Annotated in this window: 15 protein-coding genes and 1 CRISPR repeat array; of the genes, 10 read left to right on the top strand and 5 right to left on the bottom strand. The window is 33.9% G+C overall.

The genetic code is table 11. The annotated features are described in order from the left end of the window. Nucleotides 1–120 precede the first annotated feature (120 nt). Genes cas9 through cas2 form a run of 3 tightly spaced genes read left to right on the top strand, consistent with a single transcriptional unit; the run spans nucleotide 121 to nucleotide 4571 of the window. The gene (cas9, locus tag EV697_RS00355; protein WP_132021400.1) at nucleotides 121–3282 is read left to right on the top strand and encodes a type II CRISPR RNA-guided endonuclease Cas9; all 3162 of its coding nucleotides are present in this window, start codon (nucleotides 121–123) and stop codon (nucleotides 3280–3282) included. A 55-nt stretch (nucleotides 3283–3337) separates the two neighbouring features. Next, nucleotides 3338–4252 carry a type II CRISPR-associated endonuclease Cas1 gene (gene cas1, locus EV697_RS00360; RefSeq protein WP_132021402.1) on the top strand — a complete coding sequence of 305 codons (915 nt, stop codon included), beginning with the start codon at nucleotides 3338–3340 and terminating at the stop codon, nucleotides 4250–4252. After that, nucleotides 4245–4571, top strand: coding sequence for a CRISPR-associated endonuclease Cas2 (gene cas2, locus EV697_RS00365; RefSeq protein ID WP_132021404.1), 327 nt, complete (start codon nucleotides 4245–4247; stop codon nucleotides 4569–4571). Before cas1 ends, cas2 begins: the two co-directional genes overlap by 8 nt. Nucleotides 4572–4815: 244 nt before the next feature. Continuing rightward, nucleotides 4816–7359: direct repeats of the CRISPR family, unit length 36 nt; unit sequence ATTGTAGCACAGCGAAATGAGAAAGGGAGCTACAAC. A gap of 341 nt (nucleotides 7360–7700) precedes the next feature. Here cas2 and EV697_RS00370 read toward each other — a convergent pair. Then, a complete protein-coding gene (locus EV697_RS00370) occupies nucleotides 7701–8999 on the bottom strand; it encodes a phage head morphogenesis protein (RefSeq protein WP_132021406.1) in 1299 nt (432 codons plus the stop codon). Nucleotides 9000–9269: 270 nt separating this feature from the next. On the opposite strand from EV697_RS00370, the gene EV697_RS09790 reads away from it, so the two are divergent. Beyond that, a complete protein-coding gene (locus tag EV697_RS09790; protein WP_165906451.1) occupies nucleotides 9270–9410 on the top strand; it encodes a hypothetical protein in 141 nt (46 codons plus the stop codon). Between the two features lie 205 nt (nucleotides 9411–9615). On the opposite strand, the gene EV697_RS00375 is transcribed toward EV697_RS09790, so the two are convergent. Then, the gene (locus EV697_RS00375) at nucleotides 9616–11199 is read right to left on the bottom strand and encodes an ABC transporter substrate-binding protein (protein WP_418883950.1); all 1584 of its coding nucleotides are present in this window, start codon (nucleotides 11197–11199) and stop codon (nucleotides 9616–9618) included. 270 nt (nucleotides 11200–11469) lie between these two features. After that, the gene (locus EV697_RS00380) at nucleotides 11470–12144 is read right to left on the bottom strand and encodes an HAD-IA family hydrolase (RefSeq protein ID WP_132021410.1); all 675 of its coding nucleotides are present in this window, start codon (nucleotides 12142–12144) and stop codon (nucleotides 11470–11472) included. Between the two features lie 501 nt (nucleotides 12145–12645). Between EV697_RS00380 and clpB the strand changes: the two genes are divergently transcribed. The 4 genes from clpB to hflC all read left to right on the top strand — a co-directional run bounded on the left by clpB (nucleotide 12646) and on the right by hflC (nucleotide 18292). Next, a complete protein-coding gene (gene clpB, locus EV697_RS00385; protein WP_132021412.1) occupies nucleotides 12646–15216 on the top strand; it encodes an ATP-dependent chaperone ClpB in 2571 nt (856 codons plus the stop codon). A gap of 135 nt (nucleotides 15217–15351) precedes the next feature. Continuing rightward, nucleotides 15352–16110: a 4'-phosphopantetheinyl transferase family protein gene (locus EV697_RS00390; RefSeq protein ID WP_132021414.1), complete on the top strand. Its 759-nt coding sequence runs from the start codon at nucleotides 15352–15354 to the stop codon at nucleotides 16108–16110. A 59-nt stretch (nucleotides 16111–16169) separates the two neighbouring features. Further along, a complete protein-coding gene (gene hflK / locus EV697_RS00395; RefSeq protein ID WP_132021416.1) occupies nucleotides 16170–17408 on the top strand; it encodes an FtsH protease activity modulator HflK in 1239 nt (412 codons plus the stop codon). Continuing rightward, nucleotides 17408–18292, top strand: a complete 885-nt coding sequence (gene hflC, locus EV697_RS00400) for a protease modulator HflC (protein ID WP_132021418.1) — start codon at nucleotides 17408–17410, stop codon at nucleotides 18290–18292. The genes hflK and hflC overlap by 1 nt, the downstream gene beginning before the upstream one ends. A gap of 64 nt (nucleotides 18293–18356) precedes the next feature. On the opposite strand, the gene yjgA is transcribed toward hflC, so the two are convergent. Then, on the bottom strand, nucleotides 18357–18887 hold the full coding sequence (yjgA, locus tag EV697_RS00405) for a ribosome biogenesis factor YjgA (protein ID WP_132021420.1): 531 nt from the start codon (nucleotides 18885–18887) through the stop codon (nucleotides 18357–18359). A gap of 113 nt (nucleotides 18888–19000) precedes the next feature. On the opposite strand from yjgA, the gene pmbA reads away from it, so the two are divergent. Continuing rightward, a complete protein-coding gene (gene pmbA, locus EV697_RS00410) occupies nucleotides 19001–20356 on the top strand; it encodes a metalloprotease PmbA (RefSeq protein WP_132021422.1) in 1356 nt (451 codons plus the stop codon). A gap of 227 nt (nucleotides 20357–20583) precedes the next feature. Then, a complete protein-coding gene (gene hpt, locus EV697_RS00415) occupies nucleotides 20584–21123 on the top strand; it encodes a hypoxanthine phosphoribosyltransferase (RefSeq protein ID WP_132021424.1) in 540 nt (179 codons plus the stop codon). A 47-nt stretch (nucleotides 21124–21170) separates the two neighbouring features. On the opposite strand, the gene EV697_RS00420 is transcribed toward hpt, so the two are convergent. Then, complete coding sequence (locus EV697_RS00420) at nucleotides 21171–21419, bottom strand: DUF5339 domain-containing protein (RefSeq protein WP_132022273.1); 249 nt, start codon at nucleotides 21417–21419, stop codon at nucleotides 21171–21173. Nucleotides 21420–21587 lie beyond the last annotated feature (168 nt).

Genomic DNA, 21587 nt, shown 5'->3' on the forward strand with positions numbered 1-21587 from the left:
CATTTCGCTGTGCAACAACAGGGAAATTTTATAAATTTAAGTAAAAATTGTCAACAATTTATTCATTTTATGATAGAAATATAACCGTAAAACTATTCACTTTAATTATATGGGGTTTCTATGGAAAATTCACAATTAAATTATATTTTAGGTTTAGATATAGGTATTGCTTCTGTTGGCTGGGCGGTAGTTGAAATTGATAAAGAAGAAAATCCCATAGGACTAATTGATGTTGGTGTGAGAACATTTGAAAAAGCTGAAGTTGCTAAAACAGGAGAATCTTTAGCTTTGGCAAGACGGTTAGCGAGAAGTACTCGTCGTTTAATTCGTCGTCGAGCATTTCGATTGCTAAAGGCAAAACGCTTGTTAAAAAAATATGAAATTCTTACCCAAGATGATTTTATTTCGTCAAAAGAAATTAAGGGATTACCACATAATCCTTGGGAACTACGTGTTAAAGGACTAACACAAAAGTTATCTCAAAAAGAGTGGGCTGCCGTTTTATTACATTTATTAAAGCATCGTGGCTATTTATCTCAACGTAAAAATGAAAGTAAAACGGATAATAAGGAGCTTGGTGCTTTGAAAAAATGTATCGACCAAAATCATCTACTTTTACAAGATAAAGCATATCGCACCCCTGCGGAGCTTGCACTCAAATATTATTATAAAAAAGATAAGCATATTAGAAATCAGCGTGGTGCTTATACACATACTTTTAATCGATTAGATTTATTAGCAGAATTAGAATTATTATTTGAAACTCAACGAAACCTTGGTAATCGCTATACATCAAAAGAATTACAATTAGAATTTTCAGAATTATTAATATGGCAAAAGCCAGCATTATTGGGCGAAGCTATTTTAAAAATGCTAGGAAAATGTACTTTTGAAACAGCTGAATATAAAGCCGCTAAAAATACTTATAGCGCGGAATATTTTGTATGGTTGACTAAATTAAATAATTTGAGAATTCTTGAAAATGGCTCTGATAGAGGAGTTTCAGAAGAAGAAAGAGTCGTATTGCTAAAACAACCCTTTGAAAAAGCAAAACTTACTTATACTCAAGTAAGAAAATTATTAGGGTTATCAGAAAATGCAATTTTTAAAGGATTAAATTATCGTAAAGAAAATGCAGAAAATACAACGCTAATGGAAATGAAGTCTTGGCATAGTATTCGTAAAGCATTAGAAAGTAATGGTTTAAAAACAGACTGGGAAGGTTTAAAAACACAACCAGAATTACTTGATAAAATAGGTACCGCTTTTTCTATTTATAAAACGGATAAAGATATAAGCCATTATCTACAAAATGATATATCTAAAGATATATTAAATGTTTTATTAGAAAATATTAATTTTGATAAATTTATTCACTTATCCTTAAAAGCACTGTATAAAATTTTACCTTTAATGGAAAAAGGTTATCGCTATGATGAAGCTTGTAAGCAAATTTATGGCGATCATTATGGACAAAAAGAACAACAGTTAGAAAATATTAGAAATCCTGTTGTTTTACGATCTTTATCTCAAGTTAGAAAAGTAGTGAATGCAATTGTGCGTTTATATGGTTCCCCTTGTCGAGTACATATTGAAACAGGAAGAGAAGTGGGGAAATCTTATGAAGATCGTTGTGAAATTAAAAAGCGTCAGTTAGATAATCAAGCGGATAAACAAAGAGCGGTCAAAAAATTTAAAGAATGGTTCCCTAATTTTGTAGGTGAGCCTAAATCACAAGATATTTTAAAAATGCGTTTATATGAACAGCAGCATGGTAAATGCTTATATTCAGGTAAGCCTATCAAACATTTAGATCGTTTATTAGAAAAAGGATATGTTGAAATTGATCATGCATTACCATTTTCTCGAACTTGGGATAATAGCTTTAATAATAAAGTATTAGTATTAGCTGCAGAAAATCAGAATAAAGGCAATAAAACCCCTTATGAATTTTTTAATGGAAAAGAAAATTCAAAAACTTGGAAAAATTTTACCGCACTTGTATTAGGAAGTGGTTTTTCTTACGCTAAAAAACAAAAAATTCTAACCCAGAAATTAGATGAAAAAGGATTTAGAGAGCGTAATTTAAACGATACAAGATATATAGCCAGTTTTTTGTGTAACTTTATTGAAAATAATACGCACTTAATTGGTCAAGGTAAAAAACGTGTATTTGCTTCAAATGGGAGTATCACTGCATTTTTGCGTCATTGTTGGGGAATTCATAAAGAAAGAGTAGCCAATGACCGCCACCATGCGATTGATGCTATTGTGGTTGCTTGTTCTACGGTTTCTATGCAACAAAAAATTACTAATTTTGTGCGTTACAAAGAGATGAATTTATCTAAGGGGGAAATTATAGATAAAGAAACAGGAGAAATTCAGCAAGTTTATTTCCCTGAACCTTGGCAATTTTTCAGAAAAGAAGTTGAAATTAGAGTATTTAGTGATAATCCACAAGAGGATCTAGTTATTCAACTACCAGATAGACCACAAGCGAATCATCAATTTGTGCAACCTTTATTTGTTTCTCGAGCCCCGACTAGAAAAATGAGCGGTCAAGGACATAAAGACACAGTGAAATCAGCAAAACGTATAGCTGAAAATATCAGTGTAATCAGAGTGCCTTTAACTCAATTGAAGTTAGAGGAGCTCGAATGTATGGTAAATAGGGAAAGGGAGCCAGAATTGCATGAAGCTTTAAAAACTCGTTTAGAAGCATTTAATAATGATCCTGCGAAGGCTTTTGATCCTAAAGAAAGACCTTTTTATAAGAAAGGTGGACAGCAGGTTAAAGCTGTAAGAGTTGAGAAACTGCAAAAAACAGGGGTATTGGTTTATAATAAAACAGGGGTTGCTGATAATGGAGCAATGGTTAGAGTAGATGTCTTTATTAAAAAAGGAAAATATTTTTTAGTGCCTGTCTATGCTTGGCAAGTGGCTAAAGGGATATTGCCAAATCGAGCCGTTGTTAAAAATAAAGATGAGTCAGACTGGGAAATTATGGATGAAACGGCTATATTCCAGTTTTCCATGTATCCTAATGATTTAGTAGAAGTTAAAACAAAGAAAGGAGTAGTGAAGGGGTATTATGTAAGTATGGGAAGAGCTAATGGAACCATTAATATTAGGGAGCATGATTTAGATAAAACAAAGGGGAAAGAGGGGATACACCAAAGTATTGGTGTTAAATTAGCTATTTCATTTAAAAAATACCAAATAGATGTATTGGGAAAAAATATATTCTTATGTAAAACTTCAAAATACCGTTCTATTAATTAATATTATCCCTGCTAGTTATAGCAGGGATTTTTTATTGAAAATATAAGGGGAAAGAATGAGTTGGCGAAGTCTAATTATTAGTAAACCTGGAAAGCTATCTCTGAGGCAACAACAGTTATTTATTCAGCAAGAAGTGAATGAGTTTACAGTACCACTAGAGGATATAGCTGTCATTGTGGTGGAAAGCAAAGAAATTATTATTACGGCTCCATTACTTTCAGCTTTAGGAATATATGGAATTACCTTATTAACCTGTGATGAACAATTTCTACCTTGTGGGCAATGGTTGCCATTCTCACAATATTACCGTCAATTAAAAACCTTGAAATTACAGCTTGAAGCGACAAAGCCGCAAAAGAAACAACTTTGGCAAAAAATTATTCAACAAAAAATTCGTAATCAAGCATTTGTGTTAGCTCAGTCAAAATATCCGAAAGAATCCCAAAAACTATTAAATATGGCTGATAGAGTGAAATCAGGAGATAAAGATAATTTGGAAGCTCAAGCCGCTCAAATTTATTTTCAAACTGCTTTTGGAGCTGATTTTAGACGTTGGCAAGAAAACCATATTAATGCACATTTAAACTATGCTTATACCATATTACGTTCAGCAGTTGCTAGGGCATTAGTACAATATGGTTGGTTGCCTTATTTGGGGTTATTTCATCGAAGTGAACTGAATGCATTTAATTTAGCTGATGATTTTATTGAACCTTTTCGTCCTTTAGTTGATTTGCAAGTATGGAAATTATGGCAAGAAGGAAAAATTAGTAATGGACTACAACCTAAGACTAAACAATCGCTAGTAGCATTACTCCATTATCAAATGCAATTTCAAGGACAAACATTTACTGTACTTGCTTCAATTGATCGATGTGTTGGTTCTTTACAAAATGCATTTATTAATAAAAATGCTAATTTGCTTAAATTACCCGAAATGTTACCACTTAAGGAACATTTATATGAGTGAGGCTAAATTTATGCGATTAATCGTTTTTTTCGATCTACCTGTTACAACCGTCGCTAAGCGCAAAGCTGCAAATCGTTTTCGTCATTTTTTAATTAAAGATGGTTATCAAATGTTACAACTTTCCGTTTATTGCCGAATCGTTAGAGGAAGAGATGCTTTAGAAAAACATAATAAACGTTTACAAGAGAATTTACCCGAAGAAGGATCTATACGTTGTTTAGAAGTAACAGAAAAACAGTTTGCAAGTATGCATATTTTACTTGGAAAATTAAAAATTCAAGAAAAGAAAGTCAACACAAATCAAATGCTACTTTTTTAAATTTTTTAATGTTTTTATCTATATCTACTATACATAAAAATTTTTTCTGTTTGCTTGTTTTATATACAGAGATAATAATAAAAAACAAGTCTTTTTAGAAAAATAAGATAATTTTATCTATATTATCGTTCTTTTTTTCCTTCAAAAAATCAGAAAAAAATATAAAAAAATGATAGAAAGCAAAGAAATTTTTTTATAATTAAAATCGTTGAAAGCCCTTGATATAAGGGCTTTCACAAGGGCTATTGTAGCACAGCGAAATGAGAAAGGGAGCTACAACTATCGTTATCAGTGCCTCCACTGCTACTTTATTGTAGCACAGCGAAATGAGAAAGGGAGCTACAACGCAAGAGGCTTGTGTAGAGATTATGAGTAAATTGTAGCACAGCGAAATGAGAAAGGGAGCTACAACAAAGCCTGATGACACCGCTCAAATATTACAATTGTAGCACAGCGAAATGAGAAAGGGAGCTACAACAATAAAGCCTAGATATTTACGGTATCTAGGATTGTAGCACAGCGAAATGAGAAAGGGAGCTACAACTATCTTTGGTTATTGGCATAAAAATTAAGTATTGTAGCACAGCGAAATGAGAAAGGGAGCTACAACTAACAGTTTCTTCTTGTACTTTTTTCCACGATTGTAGCACAGCGAAATGAGAAAGGGAGCTACAACACGATCAAGAATTGTGAAATTTCTGAATTAATTGTAGCACAGCGAAATGAGAAAGGGAGCTACAACTCTGAAACATATAAGCGTAATGTTTCTCCAATTGTAGCACAGCGAAATGAGAAAGGGAGCTACAACAGAAGTTGGAAGCGATGAGATTTGAATTGAATTGTAGCACAGCGAAATGAGAAAGGGAGCTACAACCCACAAGCGATCGCTATGTGCTCTACCATTATTGTAGCACAGCGAAATGAGAAAGGGAGCTACAACCATCACATTGCCCTGCAACTAAACGTCTTAATTGTAGCACAGCGAAATGAGAAAGGGAGCTACAACGGTTATATATGCGTTAAAAATGGGTTAAATATTGTAGCACAGCGAAATGAGAAAGGGAGCTACAACGGCAGGGCTTGGCATATAAATGGCAAGCAAATTGTAGCACAGCGAAATGAGAAAGGGAGCTACAACAAGCACCATTTGTTATAACAGTATTATAATATTGTAGCACAGCGAAATGAGAAAGGGAGCTACAACATTTTATGCCCCTTATTTTTTAGTTTCTGTATTGTAGCACAGCGAAATGAGAAAGGGAGCTACAACAAATCATCTGGTACAGTTTGACCTGCAATAATTGTAGCACAGCGAAATGAGAAAGGGAGCTACAACCTATCATTGAGTCATCTTCAATAATCTCTGATTGTAGCACAGCGAAATGAGAAAGGGAGCTACAACAAACTAGCTAACCGCTTTGAAATATCAGACATTGTAGCACAGCGAAATGAGAAAGGGAGCTACAACCGAGGATTAAATGGTTTGGTAATATAATCAATTGTAGCACAGCGAAATGAGAAAGGGAGCTACAACTACCATTACCGCCACTGCGCGAACAAGCGCATTGTAGCACAGCGAAATGAGAAAGGGAGCTACAACATAGAAATATAGCAAGATGGATAGGATATAATTGTAGCACAGCGAAATGAGAAAGGGAGCTACAACTCAATCTCTGATACTGGGTTTACTACAGGGATTGTAGCACAGCGAAATGAGAAAGGGAGCTACAACCTTACTAATTTTCGTAGAGATATTGAAACAATTGTAGCACAGCGAAATGAGAAAGGGAGCTACAACTTCTAATATAGCCAATCCTTGTTCAATATGATTGTAGCACAGCGAAATGAGAAAGGGAGCTACAACCATACACCATTGACAATACCTGTGCCTGTTATTGTAGCACAGCGAAATGAGAAAGGGAGCTACAACGCGTTTCGTCAAGCTCTTCAGAGAAAAAATATTGTAGCACAGCGAAATGAGAAAGGGAGCTACAACTTTCGGCTTGTAATGGTGATTGAGATAACTATTGTAGCACAGCGAAATGAGAAAGGGAGCTACAACTGATGAGTAATTGGGTAGATTGCCTCTAAGATTGTAGCACAGCGAAATGAGAAAGGGAGCTACAACGTATTATCTGGGTTTGATGTTTCTCGTGTTATTGTAGCACAGCGAAATGAGAAAGGGAGCTACAACTGCAACAAGCACTTGTTGAAATGAATATTGATTGTAGCACAGCGAAATGAGAAAGGGAGCTACAACTCTTGTAAATCATCATTACCAAGACGTCCTATTGTAGCACAGCGAAATGAGAAAGGGAGCTACAACACCACCAACTGTTTTTTGTAGCTCTTTTAAATTGTAGCACAGCGAAATGAGAAAGGGAGCTACAACCCTGTCATCCACTTGTTTGCAGCAGCTCTGATTGTAGCACAGCGAAATGAGAAAGGGAGCTACAACGCTCATTTTAATCAAGTAACTAAATTTGAGATTGTAGCACAGCGAAATGAGAAAGGGAGCTACAACATTCCCGCTTACGCTAAAAAAACAGGAATGATTGTAGCACAGCGAAATGAGAAAGGGAGCTACAACACGAAGCAATTAAATTAATTTATAAAATAAATTGTAGCACAGCGAAATGAGAAAGGGAGCTACAACATACTCATTTAAAATATGCAACCTTGGATAATTGTAGCACAGCGAAATGAGAAAGGGAGCTACAACTAGAAACGTTGAATAAGAGATTTTATATTGATTGTAGCACAGCGAAATGAGAAAGGGAGACTGTCAGATCGAGTTTGACCTTCTACATCTAAATCCTTCCATTTTTCACCCGTTGGCGAGCGTTCATTATCAAAAGCCTCTTCTGACTCTTCTCGTAAAACATTAGCTATTTTTCGAGAAATATCTGTACCACTCATCACTTTTCTTAAGTGCGTGATTTTTCTGATAACGTCTTCATCTTCAAATTTGAATTCTAAAATCATTTGACTTTTCCTTTTGGATGATTTTATACTGTTAGAAAGAAGTAAATTCGTGTCAGTTAATGGTAAACTAACAAGAAATTGTCACTGTAGGTTCAACCCCTACCACGAATTTAACAGCGGGATAGTTTATCTATCCCGTTTGTTTTACGGCTCACCCTCTAATACTTTATAATTTTCACCTGATATTTCAGCAAGAACACTTTTATAATTTAATAATTTATAAGCATTAATGACAACATCAAGCTTTTCTTTTGGTTTTAATTTTTCTTTACCTGAAACATCTACTAACACTTTTATTGTTTTATCTTTATTGAAATAAATTAGAGATCCTTTTCTATCCCAAACCACTAGACTAGGAGTTGCTATAATACGTGAAATACTTGCATATTCATTATCATCAAGCCTAACACCACCTGTGTGATGTTTCAGACTATTTGCATGAGCTAAACGCTTTTCACTCATCACAAGTACACGTTGAGATAATTCTTGCCCAACAATTTGATTAACAGCTTGAGCAATATTTTCGGATACAAACCCAGCCGTAATATAACGATTACTTGCTCCTTGTTTGCCTAAATTTTCTTTTACCCACTTTTCAAAATATTGGTGTCTTAGTTCGCTATTATTAATCGCTTGAATGACTTCTTGACGTAGTTGTCTATTTTGAATTTGTTGTAATTTACGAATAATAGCAATATCAGAGCCTACTGCAGATTTACCAACATTATAATTCCAACCCGGACCCGTTTTAATTGTGCCTTTATCTGTTGTGAAGCGACTTACTTTTGCATGGGTTTCTTCACCCGTTGATTTATCAACACCAGCAAGTTCCCAATCTGTTTTAATGTTACCCTCGCTTTTACTTACTTTTAAGCCTTGTTGTTTTAGTCTGAATTCACTTAATGCACGGACACGACAACGATAGCCCCAGTCATTAGGCGGATACATCGTATCCCAGATAGGATCATCATAACGATACATTTTACAGTGTAACGCTAAATGACTTGCACGAGTGCGACTATCACGCACGGCAACATATTGCCAGTAGGGTTGCTCATCGACATTTTCCATTTGATGTGCATAACGTCCGACGTGATAAGCCGTGATTTTATTTGTTCTTAAAATTGTTCGTAAACGACGAGGTGAGTCAAGTTGTACTTGTTCTGCATTGCCTTTGCTATCAATTACAATTTGTTTTCCCCACCAACTTAAACGCTGTAATTCAGGCTTAAGATTTTTGATAAATTCCCGCTCTGATGTGCCATTCTCTATTGCACTTACTGTTGCCTCTCGAATAGTTTCTAATATATCAGCACGGGTTACTTTAGCGACGGTAAACGCTTTAACATGAGCTTCTTCTAGCTGTTCTTGCCAGTTCCACGTAATGTTGTAACCTTTGGCTTTTAAATAATCAACAGCTAGCTTTGGCGCAAGTCGTAACATATAACCATGTCGATTTATTGGAGTTCTGAGAAATGGAAAAGGAGCTACGGGTAACTTGATGTAATAATCAACGCTTATAAAATTAATTTTGAACAGGATATAGAGAATGTAATTCAAGGGGGATTATGTGGTTATTCAAGTGAGTAAGTGTTACGGTGGGAGTTGAACCCACATACCCATTTGCCCTTTCGGGGTATGGCGACTTTACCATTAAGCGTACGTAACACTATTACATAGTTAAAATTTAATCTTATTTTTTAGAGATGTCAAATGACTTTAGAATTTAAGTTTGAAGATGAGGCAGAGAATATTGTTGGTAATAAACGCTCTCTGACTAGTGAAAGAGGAGAAATTTTTGGAATGGTTGGTATTGCTAAGAAATATGGACAGAGTCATATGTTTGGTACCTAAAAGTATCAGTAGGAGATTTATACAATGGTAAATTTATTAATATAGATTATTTTAAATATAAATTTTGCAATTTATGTATCTGTTTTTTCATAAAATAAAAAATACCTATTTCTGATATGTCCCCCAAAAGTTGGACACAATTTTTTGGGGGATATATTAATTAATATTACGATGGTTTTTGACGTTTTTTATTCTAGAGTAATAACTAATCTACTAGTTTCACACCATAAAAATAAGAATAACCAAATGGACTTTGTTTATAGTCTTGTACTCGTTTGCTCATTGGTGCAAAGTTAATTGAGTGTGCAACGTTAATCCAAGGTGCTTGTTCTTTTAACAATACTTGTGCTTGCTCATAGATTTTTGCTCTTTCAGCTTTATTCGATAACCCTATTGCTTTATCTAATAATGCATCTAATTCTGGGCTATTAAAGCGAGCATAGTTACTATTACCAATATTATCACTTCCTAAAAGTGGTGAAAGGAAATTATCAGGATCACCATTATCGCCAGACCAGCCATAAGTCCCTGTTGTTAGTTCACCTGCTTTGGTTCGTTTTATATAATCGCCCCATTCGTAACTAACTAGCTCGGCTTTAACGCCTACTTTATTCCAATCGCTTTGTACTAGCTCTGCCATTCGACGTGGATTTGGGTTTGAAGCTCTTACCACTGGTTGCACCCAAATTTTTGTTTCAAATCCATTCTCAAAGCCCGCTTCTTTTAAAAGTGCTTTTGCTTTTTCTGGATTGTATTCATAATCTGTAATTTCGTTATTATATCCCCAAATAGTCGGAGGTAATGGATTTTTGGCAACAACACCTGCTCCACGATATACGGCATCAATGATTGCATTTTTATCTACCGCATAATTTAGCGCTTGTCGAACTTTTACATTATCGAATGGTGCTTTTTCAGTATTAAATGCGATGTAAGCAATATTCAAACCTGGTTGAGATAGTACTTTAACTTTAGGATCTTTTTTCATTTTATCTAGATCAGCTACATTCGGTAAGTCTATCATATCACAGCTTCCAGCTTGTAATTTTGCATATCGAGTAGTCGCATCAGGGACAATATCAAAAATTAAACGATCAATATCTGCTTTCCCTTTCCAATAGTCTTTATTGGCGAGAAAACGAATTTTTTGATCTAATTGATAACCTGAAAATACAAATGGACCCGTACCAATAGGGCTTGTATCAACATTTTCTGGCGTACCTTTTTTCAACATTGTATCAGCGTATTCAGCTGAATAAATGGAAATAAAATCCATACCTAAACTAGATAAAAAAGTGGCATCTCTTTTATTCAAAAGAATTTTTACTGTATAATCATCCACCTTCTCTACTGATTTTAATAATTTAGGGAATTTCATCGCTTTAAAATAAGGGTATGTACCGTTAGATACATTGTGGTATGGATGTTCTTTATTTAGTTGGCGTTCAAATGAAAATATCACATCATCTGCGTTAAATTCACGACTCGGTTTAAATTCTTTATTGCTATGGAATTTTACACCTTTACGTAAATAAAATGTATAAGCCAATCCATCATCACTCACTTCCCAACGTTCAGCCAAAGCTGGCTCTATTTCAGTTGAGCCTCTTTTAAATTCAACTAAGCGATTGTAAACTTGTTGTGAGCTTGCATTATAAGAAGTTCCATCCATAACCAATGCTGGACTGAATCCTGTAGGGGAACGGCTAACGCAGTTTATTAACGTTTTATCCGATGCTTGTGCTAACGTTGATATAAACAATGTTGTAGCAATTAAAGAAAGTTTCATTTTCAATTTCATGATGTCTCCTATATTAAATTTTAACCATTTTTTATAAGATACCTATTTTATTTCTTTAGGTCAAAGAACTAAAGGTAGTTTCTTATAACTAAAAATTATAAGTAATAATAACGGTTATCTTGATGATAAAATTTGTTTAGGTTTTATATATTGAAAGAAGATAATATTGAAAGGTTAATTTATTATGTAATACTGACTAAATAGTACATTTTACAGATACTAATGATTCATATTAGTATCTGTAATATATTAGTAATATCAATTAGTTATTGGAACAAAGGATAGCTTTATTTTTCCATTTTCAGTAACAGATAAATGAATTGCAGATAAATCATAAATTACTATTTCATTTGGAAATTTTGATGGTTGATAGGTTGTCGCCAAAACAATTACTTTTGCCCCAGCACGATGTCCTGCTTCAATGCCACCAGGTGCATCTTCAATTACAATGCAATTTTTTATATCTACATTTAATTCTTCCGCGGCCTTTAAATAACCTTCTGGATCAGGTTTTCCTTTTGCTACTTTTTCTGCGGTAATTAAAGAAGTCGGTATAGGAAGTCCACAATAAGATAATCTTTCTCTAGCAATACTTTCTGTGGATGAGGTAACTATTGCCCACTTATCTTTAGGGATATTGATGAGTAAATCTTTTGCACCTGTTATAGTTGTAACATCTTTTTCTTTTGCTTCCTCGATAGAAAAAAGTTTAACAGCTGCTTTTATATCAGCATTTTCACCAAGAACACTTAGTGCGGTATCTTCTGGACGGCGACCATGGGATTGATGAATAACCTCATCTTTATTTAATCCATAATATTCAGCCCAACGTCCCCAAATTCTTGCACAAGCTTGGCTCGAATCAATTAAAGTTCCGTCCATATCAAATAATATTGCGTCAACTTCTAGAGATATTTTTTTTGATTTATCCATATTTTTCTCCTAAATACTGATAAAATTTTATGTTGATATATATGAAGAAAATATTGTTAATATATTAACAATATTTTTAAAATTATCATTTTTGTTTGCATGATGCAATATTTTTATCATTTTGGGTGAGTAGATATTTTCTCAGTAAGATAGTTATTGTATGTGTGAGATATGTTTATTATTAAAATAAATTCTATAAATAGGCTACATTAAAAGTGTATTTATATTTTTCTAATTGTTATTTATATCTAATAATAAATATCACAATAGGGATAGGTATTTTGTGTGATGAAGTTGAATGTAGCTAATATAAAGAATTTACTCATATTCTAAAGGATATTACAAAATATAGTTTGCTTGTATTTGTACATAATATTATTGTGATAATGATATCAATAAAATCAAAACTCACCTTGAAATTAAAAAAATTGTACATATTTAAGATAATAATAAGATGTTAGTGTGGATAACCATACTGATAATATAAAAAAGGAGAGTTTTATGAACATAGAAAAATTTACAAGTAAATTCCAACAAGCCCTTGCCGAAGCACAATCTTTGGCATTAGGAAAAGATAATCAATTTATTGAGCCTGTTCATTTGATGATTACACTTTTAAATCAACAAGATGGGTCGATTAGTCCAGTGCTTACATCAAGTGGTGTGAATCTTGCGTTATTACGTAATGAACTAAATATGGAGTTAAGTCGTTTACCACAAGTTTCTGGTAATGGTGGCGATGTACAAATTTCTCGTGCTTTACTTAATTTACTCAATCTCTGCGATAAATTAGCTCAGAAGAAACAAGATAAATTTATTTCATCTGAATTATTTTTATTAGCTATTTTTGAAGAAAAAGGGGCATTAAGTAAGATTTTAGAAAAGTGCGGTGTAAAAAAAGCAAGTTTACAACAGGCAATAGAACAGATGCGTGGTGGTGAAAAAGTGAATGATCAAAATGCTGAAGAAAATCGTCAAGCTTTAGAAAAATATACTATTGATTTAACAGAAAGAGCAGAAAGCGGTAAGTTAGATCCTGTGATTGGGCGTGATGATGAAATTCGTCGTGCTATTCAAGTATTACAACGTCGTACTAAAAATAATCCTGTTTTGATTGGTGAGCCAGGGGTAGGGAAAACGGCGATAGTGGAAGGATTAGCACAACGTATTGTTAATGGTGAAGTACCAGAAGGATTAAAAAATAAACGTGTTCTTTCTTTAGATATGGGGGCATTGATTGCGGGAGCTAAGTATCGTGGAGAATTTGAAGAACGTTTAAAAGCAGTATTAAAAGAGCTTTCTCAAGAAGAAGGTCGTGTTATTTTATTTATTGATGAAATTCATACAATGGTTGGTGCCGGAAAGACTGATGGGGCGATGGATGCTGGTAATTTGTTAAAACCCTCCCTTGCTCGTGGTGAATTGCATTGTGTGGGTGCAACTACTCTTGACGAATATCGTCAATATATAGAAAAAGATGCGGCATTAGAGCGTCGTTTCCAGAAAGTATTTGTTGGTGAGCCTACTGTGGAAGATACCATTGCTATTTTGCGTGGTTTGAAAGAACGGTATGAAATCCATCATCACGTTCAAATTACTGATCCTGCTATTGTGGCAGCGGCGACTTTATCTCATCGATACATTTCTGATCGTCAGTTACCAGATAAAGCGATTGATTTAATTGATGAAGCCGCTTCAAGTATTCGTATGGAAATTGATTCAAAACCACAACCATTAGATCGTTTGGAACGCCGTATTATTCAATTAAAATTGGAACAACAAGCGTTACAAAAAGAAGATGACGAAGCAAGCCGTAAACGTTTATCTATGTTGGAAGAAGAGCTTGCCGAAAAAGAGCGTGAATATTCTGAGCTTGAAGAGGTTTGGAAGAGTGAGAAAGCCTCTCTTTCAGGTACGCAACATATTAAGGCTGAATTAGAAAATGCTCGTACACAAATGGAGCAAGCTCGTCGTGCAGGTGATTTGAGTAAGATGTCCGAATTACAATATGGTCGTATTCCAGAATTAGAAAAACAATTAGCACAAGCAGAAAGTTCTGAAGGTAAGGAAATGACCTTGTTACGTTATCGTGTAACTGATGAAGAAATTGCTGAAGTACTTTCTCGTGCTACAGGTATTCCTGTTTCTCGAATGATGGAAGGGGAAAAAGAAAAGTTATTGCGTATGGAACAAGAATTGCATAAGCGTGTAGTGGGGCAAAGTGAAGCTGTTATTGCTGTTGCCAATGCGATTCGCCGTAGTCGTGCAGGGCTTTCCGATCCTAATCGTCCAATTGGATCTTTCTTATTCCTAGGTCCAACTGGTGTTGGTAAGACGGAATTATGTAAAACCTTAGCAAGTTTTATGTTTGATGATGAAAATGCAATGGTGCGTATTGATATGTCTGAGTTTATGGAAAAACACAGTGTTTCTCGTTTAGTTGGCGCTCCTCCAGGCTATGTTGGTTATGAAGAAGGAGGATATTTAACCGAAGCGGTTCGCCGTCGTCCTTACTCTGTTATTTTGCTCGATGAGGTGGAAAAAGCACATTCAGACGTATTTAACATTTTATTACAAGTATTAGATGATGGACGTTTAACTGATGGACAAGGTAGAACAGTAGATTTTCGTAATACAGTTGTGATTATGACTTCAAATTTAGGATCAGATTTAATTCAAAGTAATCAAGATCTTGATTATGAAGGAATGAAGACGATGGTTATGTCGGTAGTTGGACAACATTTCCGTCCAGAATTTATTAACCGTATTGATGAAACCGTGGTATTCCACCCATTAGCGAAAGAGAATATCCGAGCTATTGCGACAATCCAATTACAACGTTTGGTAAAACGTATGGAGAGCTATGGCTATCAATTATCTTTTAGTGATTCATTATTAGATTTTATTGGTGAAGTTGGTTATGATCCAATTTACGGAGCAAGACCACTAAAACGTGCAATTCAACAAGAAATTGAAAATCCATTAGCACAACAAATTTTATCGGGTCAATTATTACCAGGTAAAGTTATTACCGTGGATTATGTTGATGGAGAAGTTGTTGCTCATCAATAAAAATGGATAATACTTACCACATTTTTTATCATATTGATGTGGTTATTTATCATTTAATATTTGATAGCTAAATAACGTTGCTATCTTTATAATAAAAGCCAGATTATGTATCTGGCTTTTTTATTGGGGGAATAGATGACGGTATTAGTAGCTTGGGGAAATATTCAAGATGAGTATCCTTTACATTTAATTCCACAAGAATTACTAACAGAAAAATTGTTATTTCTACCAAATGATAGTTTTCGGGCAAAACAGAAATATCAATGTCGTTGGGTTGCACATTTTTTATTGTGGGAATTATTCAAAAAAGCAGAAATTAATACCGCACTTTTAAGTCAAATTTTCCTCACAGAAAAAGAGCGTCCAAGGTTACCTATAGCACATATTGATTTTAATATTAGTCATTCTGATAATTGGGTAGCGGTGGTATTACAAATCAAAGATAAAAAACAAAAAAGTGCGGTAGGAATTGATATTGAATATCCTAAAAAATCTCGAAAATTTACCGCACTTTTAACTCAATTTGCTTCAGCAAAAGAAAAAGAGTGGTTTAATCAACAACAAAATGTGAATGATGCCTTTTATCGTATTTGGTGTTTGCGAGAGGCGATACTAAAATCACAGGGAGTTGGTATCGCAAAACTTTCGGAAGTACAACATTATCCTGATAAATTTTTGATTAATTCTGAACATTGTCCTGAAGGAGAATTAATTTTTACGACAGAGTTACCTTTTTATTTAGCTATTTTTGCTAAGGATAATTGCGAAAATTTACAATTTTTTAATTGGTGTAAAGGGACTTTATCAGAAATAAAATTATTTAAAAAAATTAAATATTTAGTAAATAATCAATCAGGTACTTTAAAAGCGAAAAACTGCCCCCAAATTAATTAGACTTAGCTGAATATTTTATTTAGACTGTGTAGCAATTTTTTAACAAATGGAGATAATGAATGTCATTGAACGATTCAGATCAAGATCCTTGGGGTAAACCAGGGAGTAGTGGGCAGAAAAAGCCAGAAAATAATAATGGTTATGACAATAAATCTAACCAAAATTCTCAAAATAAAGATCAACAATCCCCACCTGATCTTGAAGAGATGTTTAATAATTTATTGAAAAAATTAGGTAGTAGCGGTAATAAGGGGCGTAGTAATAAAACTCCACAAAATTTAGGTAAATTACTCCCAATAGCTGCTGTTATTGGTGCTATTGTTTGGGGGGCGAGTGGTTTTTATACTGTAAAAGAGGCAGAACGAGGCGTTGTCTTGCGTTTTGGTGAGTTGCACTCTATTGTTTTGCCTGGTTTGAATTGGAAACCAACATTTGTTGATAAAGTAATCCCTGTTAATATTGAACGTGTAAAAGAGTTGAAGACACAAGGTGCAATGTTAACTCAAGATGAAAATATGGTTAAAGTTGAAATGACTGTTCAATATCGAGTACAAGATCCTGCTAAATATCTATTTAGTGTAACTAATGCGAATGATAGTCTGAATCAAGCAACAGACAGTGCATTACGTTATGTGATTGGTCATATGTCGATGAATGATATTTTAACAACAGGACGTTCTATTGTCCGTGAGAATACTTGGAAAACATTAAATACTATTATTGCATCTTATGATATGGGGTTAGAAGTATTAGATGTAAACTTCCAATCAGCTAGACCACCAGAAGAAGTTAAAGATGCTTTTGATGATGCAATTAAAGCACAAGAAGACGAACAGCGTTATATTCGAGAAGCAGAAGCTTATGCTCGTGAGCAAGAGCCTAGAGCACGTGGTAATGCACAACGAATTATAGAAAAAGCTACGGCATATAAAGAGCAAATTGTATTAAGTGCACAAGGTGAGGTGGAACGTTTCCAACGTTTATTGCCCGAATTTAAAGTAGCACCAGAGCTATTGAAAGAACGTTTATACATTCAAACAATGGAAAAAGTGATGGCAAATACACCTAAAGTTATGCTAGATAGTAGTAATGGCAATAATTTAACTGTATTACCATTAGAAAAACTTCTCTCTATGAGTAAATCAGAATCAGATGAAGCAACTGAGGCTAGTAAAGATATGAACGCTGACAGAAGTAGTGAATTTTCTAAATCAACTATAACAGAATCATCTGTGCCTATTCGTCGAGTTGAAGATAATTCATCTGTTACTCAAGGTCGTCAAGGGAGATTTAACTAATGCGTAAATTTTTAACGCCAGTAATCATTATTCTTATCGCTATTATTTATTCCAGTCTTATTGTAGTCGATGAGGGAACAAGAGGTATAATGTTACGTTTTGGTAAGGTACAACGTGATACAGATAATAAGGTTGTTGTTTATACACCTGGTCTTCATTTTAAAATACCATTTATTGATTCAATTAAAGTATTAGATGCTCGTATTCGTACTTTAGATGGTCAAGCAGATCGTTTTGTTACCGTAGAGAAGAAAGACTTATTAGTGGATTCTTATGTAAAATGGCGTATCAGTGATTTTGGTCGTTTCTTTACTGCAACAGGAAGTGGTGACTATAATCAAGCTGCAAATCTTTTACGCCGTAAAGTTAATGATCGTTTACGTTCAGAAGTTGGTTCAAGAACGATTAGAGACATTGTTTCTGGTACACGTGGCGAATTGATGGAAGGTGCGAAAAAAGCACTGAATACGGGACAAGATAGCACTTCTGAATTAGGTATTGAAGTGATTGATGTTCGAGTAAAACAGATTAATTTGCCTGATGAAGTTTCGACTTCTATTTATCAGCGTATGCGTGCTGAGCGTGATGCAGTAGCACGTGAACATCGTTCGCAAGGTAAAGAAAAAGCTGCATTTATTCAAGCAGATGTTGATCGTAAAGTAACCGTAATGTTAGCAACTGCAAATCAAAAAGCTCAAGCATTGAGAGGGGCGGGTGAGGCTACTGCCGCTAAGCTTTATTCTGATGCATTTGGAGATTATCCAGAGTTCTTTGCTTTTGTTCGTAGCCTTAAGGGTTATGAAACAAGTTTTTCTAACTCTGGGAATATGATGATTTTAAAACCTGATAGCGAATTTTTCCGCTATATGAAATCACCAAATTAGTTATATATTTTAAAGACAAATAAAGGGAAAACAATGTTTTCCCTTTATTTGTATATTGTAAGTGTTATTGTATTATTGCTGCTTTTAAATATTGAAATATTTCACGATAAGCTTTTGGTGGCTTATTTTGTTCTTTTTCTTTAATTGCAACTCGAATTAGATTGCGTAAATGTTGACGATCTAATTGTGGATATTCTTCCATTAATGTATTGATAACATCATCTCCTTTATCAATTAATTCATCTCTTGTTAATTCTAATTTATGTAACATCGCTTGTTGTTGTTGATGTTTATTTTCTAATTTATCAAGGGCTTCTTTTATTGGTTCAGGATCGATATTACGTAATAATTTTCCAATATATTGTAGTTGTCTTCTACGCGCTTCTTTTTGTAAACGTTGTGCCAATTCGACAGCGTCTAATAAGTTTTCTTCTAATGGGATTTTTTTGAGATTTATCTTCGTTAAATTAACGAGTTGTTCGCCTAATTTTTTTAATTCTTCCGCATCTCGTTTAATTTCACTTTTACTGACCCAGATGATTTCTTCTTGTTCTTCATCTTCCCAATCAAATTCATTTTTTTTTCTTTTTGCCATTATTTATTTTCCTAATTAAATGCTTATATTTATTTTATCATAAAATTAAGTCTGTTAGCGATAAGCCTGAAAATAAGATAGAATAAGAGTAATTTAGTTAAGTAGGACTTATTATGAAAAATCAACAAAATTCCACCGCAATTTTAAAAAATCAAGAACAAGAATTACGAGATGCTGTGAGCTATGCACTAAAAATAGCAAAAGATTATAATGCAACAGCAGAAGTGGCGGTAACAAAGGTTAGTGGACTCTCTGTATCGGCGAGATTACAAGAGGTTGAGAATGTTGAATTTAATAATGATGGCTCTCTTGGTATTTCTGTTTATTTAGGGCAAAAAAAAGGAAATGCTTCTACTTCTGATTTAAGTAAAAGTGCGGTTAAAAATACCGTTGAATCTGCATTAGCTATCGCAAAATATACTTCATCAGATGATTGCACTGGACTTGCACCAAAGGAATTAATGGCATTTGATGCGCCTGATTTACAATTATATTATCCAAATGAAGTGGATATTGATCAAGCTATCCAATTAGCATTAGATACAGAAAAAGCTGCTCTAGACTATGACCCACGTATTGTAAACAGCGAAGGGGCAGCATTTAATTCTCATACTGGGGTGCGAGTTTATGGTAATACCTATGGTATGTTACAGAGTTATTTATCTAGTCGATACTCATTGTCTTGTTCAATGATAGCTGGAGTTGATGAAAACTTAGAAAGAGATTATGAATATACAGTCTCACGGAATATCAAGGATCTTGAAACACCTGTATGGGTAGGTGAAAATTGTGCCAAGAAAACGATTTCTCATTTACAACCTCAAAAAATTGTTACTCAAGAAGTTCCTGTCGTCTTTTTAAATGATATTGCAACTGGGTTAATTGGGCATTTTACAGCAGCAATAAGTGGTGGTAGTTTATATCGTAAATCCAGCTTTTTATTAGATCATTTAGGTCAACAAGTATTACCTGATTGGTTTCATATTTCAGAACATCCCCATTTAATTGGAAAATTAGCATCCTCACCATTTGATAGTGAAGGTGTAAGAACCGTTGAAAGAAACATTGTTGAAAATGGTATTCTACAAACTTATTTATTGACCAGTTATAGTGGACGTAAATTGGGTATGCAAACAACGGGGCACGCAGGAGGAATTCATAATTGGCTTGTTAAACCTAATTTATCAGGTGGATTAGATGCTATTTTGAAAAAAATGGATCGTGGATTACTTGTAACTGACTTAATGGGGCAAGGTGTAAGTCTTGTTAATGGTGATTATTCTCGTGGGGCAACAGGTTTTTGGGTTGAAAATGGAATAATTCAATATCCTGTTGCCGAAATTACTATTGCTGGAAATTTAAAAGATATGTTGACTCATATTGTTGCGGTATCTGATGATATTGAATATCGTTCAAATATTCAAACAGGATCTATTTTATTAGAAAAAATGAAAATATCAGGAAATTAATCTAAATAAGAATAATTATCATTGACACAGTGATTATTTTCATTTAGACTGCAACTGTTTGTTAGGTATTGCGGTTAAAAATGTTTAGTTTCATTTTTAGGGTACTCCAAACAGTAGAGTAGAAAGTAAATTCGTTAGGGTATTTAAAAAGCTGGAGTTTAAACTTCAGCTTTTTTTTTGCTACAATAAGATATCTAATTATTTTATAAAATTTAAGGTTGTTTATAATGAAAAAACATCATGTAGAAACATTGATTTCAGAGCAAGATATTCGTTCTAGGATAAAAGAGCTTGGAGATGAAATTACTCAATTCTGCCATCATAAAAGTATCGATAATCTAATTGTTATTGGGCTTTTACGTGGTTCTTTTATGTTTATGGCTGATTTAGTGCGGGAGATTAAGCTCCCATTAGAAATTGAGTTTATGACAACATCAAGTTACGGTTCGAATATGACAACAAATCATGATGTAAAAATTACTAAAGATCTTGATGGTGATATAAAAAATAAGCATATTTTAATTGTGGAAGATATAATTGATACTGGCTATACCTTACAGAAAGTAAGAGAAATATTACTGTTAAGGGAGCCTCAATCTTTGGCAATTTGTACGTTACTTGATAAACCCTCTCGTCGAGAAGTTGATGTGCCTGTTGATTGGGTTGGTTTTACTATTCCCGATGAATTTGTGGTCGGATATGGGATTGATTATGCTCAACATTATCGTAATCTTGGATTTATTGGACAGGTTGTATTGGAAGAATAATAAAAAATGGCTTGTTATGTTAACAAGCCATTTTTACTTTTAATTTTTTATTCTTGAGCAATATTACTTAATTTAGCAAGACCCTTGTCACATAAGCTACTTTGGGTGGCTATTTCCATTTCTAAGATCTGTTGTTTACTCTGTTTTAATTTACTTTTTATATTTTGTAATTGAAGATGTGTACCTGGTTGTTTTTCTGCTTCTGCAATTAAATTTTCAGTCTCTTTAAAAAGTTTTTGGCATTGTTGCACTGGTGCAACATCCTTTACTTGATCTACTTTCGTGGCTTCTGCCATTGTAGGTAAGCTAGCTAATGAAATCACGATAGATATTATACTTAATATTATTTTTTTGAAAATCTGCACTTTTAACTAACCTTAAATTATTTTGAATAATGTCATTGCTGGCAAGTTAGCATTAATATGCATCAATGTCTATATTATTTAACTGATTAGTTGGTTATT

The sequence above is a fragment of the Bisgaardia hudsonensis genome, from assembly GCF_004345785.1.
GTDB classification, from domain to species: domain Bacteria; phylum Pseudomonadota; class Gammaproteobacteria; order Enterobacterales; family Pasteurellaceae; genus Bisgaardia; species Bisgaardia hudsonensis.

Excerpts from the sequence above, each read along its gene's own strand:
- cas9 (WP_132021400.1), top strand. The coding sequence starts at position 121 with ATGGAAAATTCACAATTAAATTATATTTTAGGTTTAGATATAGGTATT.
- cas1 (WP_132021402.1), top strand. The coding sequence starts at position 3,338 with ATGAGTTGGCGAAGTCTAATTATTAGTAAACCTGGAAAGCTATCTCTG.
- cas2 (WP_132021404.1), top strand. The coding sequence starts at position 4,245 with ATGAGTGAGGCTAAATTTATGCGATTAATCGTTTTTTTCGATCTACCT.
- EV697_RS00370 (WP_132021406.1), bottom strand. The coding sequence starts at position 8,999 with ATGTTACGACTTGCGCCAAAGCTAGCTGTTGATTATTTAAAAGCCAAA.
- EV697_RS09790 (WP_165906451.1), top strand. The coding sequence starts at position 9,270 with ATGACTTTAGAATTTAAGTTTGAAGATGAGGCAGAGAATATTGTTGGT.
- EV697_RS00375 (WP_418883950.1), bottom strand. The coding sequence starts at position 11,199 with ATGAAACTTTCTTTAATTGCTACAACATTGTTTATATCAACGTTAGCA.
- EV697_RS00380 (WP_132021410.1), bottom strand. The coding sequence starts at position 12,144 with ATGGATAAATCAAAAAAAATATCTCTAGAAGTTGACGCAATATTATTT.
- clpB (WP_132021412.1), top strand. The coding sequence starts at position 12,646 with ATGAACATAGAAAAATTTACAAGTAAATTCCAACAAGCCCTTGCCGAA.
- EV697_RS00390 (WP_132021414.1), top strand. The coding sequence starts at position 15,352 with ATGACGGTATTAGTAGCTTGGGGAAATATTCAAGATGAGTATCCTTTA.
- hflK (WP_132021416.1), top strand. The coding sequence starts at position 16,170 with ATGTCATTGAACGATTCAGATCAAGATCCTTGGGGTAAACCAGGGAGT.
- hflC (WP_132021418.1), top strand. The coding sequence starts at position 17,408 with ATGCGTAAATTTTTAACGCCAGTAATCATTATTCTTATCGCTATTATT.
- yjgA (WP_132021420.1), bottom strand. The coding sequence starts at position 18,887 with ATGGCAAAAAGAAAAAAAAATGAATTTGATTGGGAAGATGAAGAACAA.
- pmbA (WP_132021422.1), top strand. The coding sequence starts at position 19,001 with ATGAAAAATCAACAAAATTCCACCGCAATTTTAAAAAATCAAGAACAA.
- hpt (WP_132021424.1), top strand. The coding sequence starts at position 20,584 with ATGAAAAAACATCATGTAGAAACATTGATTTCAGAGCAAGATATTCGT.
- EV697_RS00420 (WP_132022273.1), bottom strand. The coding sequence starts at position 21,419 with ATGGCAGAAGCCACGAAAGTAGATCAAGTAAAGGATGTTGCACCAGTG.